The 2,989-nt window shown below is 61.0% G+C and carries 2 protein-coding genes and 2 pseudogenes; all 4 read right to left on the minus strand.

The window, feature by feature from the left end; translation table 11 throughout:
* The coding region (locus EOA23_RS33165; protein WP_127307165.1) for a tyrosine-type recombinase/integrase at positions 1 to 832 on the minus strand (832 nt) is incomplete at its 3' end.
* Complete coding sequence (locus EOA23_RS36760) at positions 823 to 2,391, minus strand: tyrosine-type recombinase/integrase (protein ID WP_189341807.1); 1,569 nt, start codon at positions 2,389 to 2,391, stop codon at positions 823 to 825. The genes EOA23_RS33165 and EOA23_RS36760, both read right to left, overlap by 10 nt.
* 140 nt (positions 2,392 to 2,531) lie before the next feature.
* Positions 2,532 to 2,693: pseudogene (locus EOA23_RS33175) on the minus strand (DUF2958 domain-containing protein); the annotation flags it as partial.
* A 145-nt stretch (positions 2,694 to 2,838) separates the two neighbouring features.
* A pseudogene (locus tag EOA23_RS33180) lies at positions 2,839 to 2,967 on the minus strand (antirestriction protein ArdC); the annotation flags it as partial.
* Between the last annotated feature and the right edge of the window lie 22 nt (positions 2,968 to 2,989).

A 2,989-nucleotide genomic window follows, 5' to 3' on the forward strand; every position in this document is an offset into this window, starting at 1 on the left:
AGGTATCGGAGAGGCAGGCGTGGCCGAGATAGGTGCTGAGCGCCAGCATGTGCCGGTTGATCGCGGCTCTGTCGCCCTTGCATTGTTCAAGCGATCGGACCGCAAAGCTGTGACGAAGATCATGCAGCCGAGGCCCGCGCCCTGTCGCGGCACGCACACCGACCTGCCTGCCGAGCTTAATAAAGGCGCGGGAGACACTGGCATGGTCCGGCGGCTCCCCTGTCGACAGCACGAACAGATGCGGATCAGCGCGGCCGATGCGACGCCTTAAGGTCAGATACTCTGTAAGCGCCCTACGGGTGCTGGGATCGATCGGGACGAGCCGGGTCTTGCGGAACTTGGTCTCGCGGATCAACAGCCCATCGGCCGTCAGATCCGTTTTCAGCAACCCGACCGCTTCGGACACGCGCAGGCCCGTCGTGGCCAGGAGCCCGATCAGATAGTGATAGGTATAGGGCGTGAGCGATGCGACGGGCGGCAGTGACAGCGCGGCCTGCATGACGCGCTCGATATCCGCCGCCGCCACGATGTGCGGACGTGGTCGTGGCCGTTTTCCTTTGCCAAACACATCGCGCGGCGGGATTTCGTGCCGGTTGTCCTCCGCGTGCATTGAGATCGCGAAGTGGCGAACGACCTGCAGCCATTCGCGCGACCGTTGCCTCGATGGCCCGGTCGACGCCCATTCGATCATCCTACCGGCGGAGGTGTATAGGTCCCCGAAGGTGTCGGCGAACGCCGCGTATTTCAACAGCATCTGCTCCTGGTCGGCGAACTTGTAGCCAAGGGCGTGCTTGATCGCCACGTACCGTTGGACGCTCGCGCCTATCGACATGTGGCGCTCCCGATCCAGGGTTGAGCCACTTGCAACAGCATCGTTGTGTCGACTTTGGCATAGATTGCTGTCGTCTCCGGCGAACGATGGCGTAGAACGGCGCCGACCGCGTCCAGCGTCGCACCCGAGCGCAGCATGTTGGTCGCGGCAGAATGCCGGAGAAGGTATGCGCCCCGCAGGTTCACATTCTCGACGCCGGCGCGCTTCAGGGCGTCGCGCACGACAATCGCGATCGCCCCTGAGCAAGAGAAAGGCTTGAAAGGCGCGATCACCCTGATGAAGATCTTGCTCGAGTCTACGACGGGCCGGGCGTGTTCGATGTACGCCAGGAGTGCGTCCCCAACGTCCTGCGGTAACGGCAGTGCGACGGTGTGCCTGGTCTTGCCGGCCACCCTGATCAGGGCGTTCTCCCAATCTATGTCGCGCATATGCAGGTTGGCGACGTCGCCACCGCGCAAGGCCAGCCGCGCCAATAACAGGAGGATCGCGCGATCCCTCAATCCCCTTGGCGTGGTTGGATCGCATGATGCAATCACGCGCTCGACGTCGTCTTTGAGGATGTACCGCGGAAGATTCGCCAACCGCCATCGCGGTATTCGAGGGACCGCGCCGACCAGCGCTGGCGGGCACGCGCCGACCGTTGTGAGGAACCGGAGATACATCCGCAGCGAGCCGCACATCCGCTGGGCGCTGACGCGGGAGGTGCTTTCCAGATTCTGGAGCATTACCCTGTTGATCAGTGCCGCGTCGTACCGCCCGGGATCGTCGCCTAACTGCGGCAGGAGCTTCATGATCGTTTGGACATGATCCAAAATCGTGCGCTCGCCGGCGCCACGATGTCGGCGCAGCCAGTCCCGGAACGCTCTGAGATGATCGACATCGCGATCATCTGCCGGTGTGGCATTCGATATCGCGCCGATGGTGACGAGGAAGCGGACGAAGCGCCCGACCTTAAACTGGTAGGACCGATTGCGTTCTACATTCTGCACGAACATGCCGGGGCAGATGCAGTCATGGGCCGCGAACCGCAGGAGGACGCTTTCGTCTATCGCTGCTAGTCTTATGTGATGTTGATAAAGCCAGACGACGAAGTGGCGGCAGCTATAGTCGTAGCTCCTGATCGTTCCTGGCGCATGGCCTTGCTCGCCAAGGTAAGCGGTGAATTCAGCGAGGCGCCGCAGCCCTTCGTCGAGCGATGCGGCGTTATGAATCCGACCGGTATTTTCCAGGAACCGGACAAATTGGAAAACGCGTCCTTTGAAGGTCCGGGCTCGCATATGTCGCGCCTGGTAGCGCTCGCCTGCCGGACGCGGACAATCACAGTCGTGGGCTAGGAACCGGCGCACGACGGCGACATCTACGGCGCCAAGCTCGATGCCCTGCCTGCTCACCCAGACGAGGAAATGTTTCGCAGGTCCCGGGAAGTCCTGCAGGCCGCTCTCGGCCATGCCCGCCAGACGTAGGTAGTCCAAAAACTCGGAAATCAGTGGCCAGGATCGATCCTTCTCGCCAAAGTTTTCCGCAGATGATCCATTCGCCAGTTGTTCAAACATCTTCATGCTCCTTTCGTCCTCAGACGTCAGGATCATGCAGATTATGTTGAGCAAAATTCGCTTAAGGACTTGAATTCCGGCGAGCCTCAGCAGCCGTTCAACGTAACACCACACTCGACATAGTTCGGCTTATGTTGAGCTCAACATAAGCCAAACAGCGTGTCGCCGTCGGCGTCGAGTTCGCTCAAAAGCCAGGTCGCGGCACCGGTCGGATTGAACAACTTCACGACCGGAACATGGTCGGTTTCGATTTCGGCGGCACCATTGGCGAGCAGGCGGGCGCGCAATTCGTCGGTGATCAGGATCATGGCAAAGCTTCCTTGTCAGAACAGGTCGAATTGGCTCAGGACAGGTCGAGCTGGTTTCGTTTGGCTTCATCGAAGAGGCCGAAATCGAGCATCTGCTCGCCTTCCGGCGCCGGCTCGCTCTGCAGCGCAACGGGATCGGGAGCGCTCATGCCGCGATCCCTTCCCGCATCTTGGTTTCGGCATCCGTCTGGAAGGCCAGCAGGAAATCGGCGGCTTTCGAGGCAAGGCTGGCAGCGCGGAAAATGGCGCGGTTGTCCTCGCGCAGCACCTCGAGTTATCCGCAGCAGCCCATAATG

The organism is Mesorhizobium sp. M2A.F.Ca.ET.042.01.1.1, assembly GCF_003997405.1.
Lineage (GTDB): Bacteria > Pseudomonadota > Alphaproteobacteria > Rhizobiales > Rhizobiaceae > Mesorhizobium.

What these genes read in the sequence shown, in the direction of transcription:
- EOA23_RS36760 (WP_189341807.1), bottom strand. Translation starts at nt 2,391, where the DNA reads ATGAAGATGTTTGAACAACTGGCGAATGGATCATCTGCGGAAAACTTT.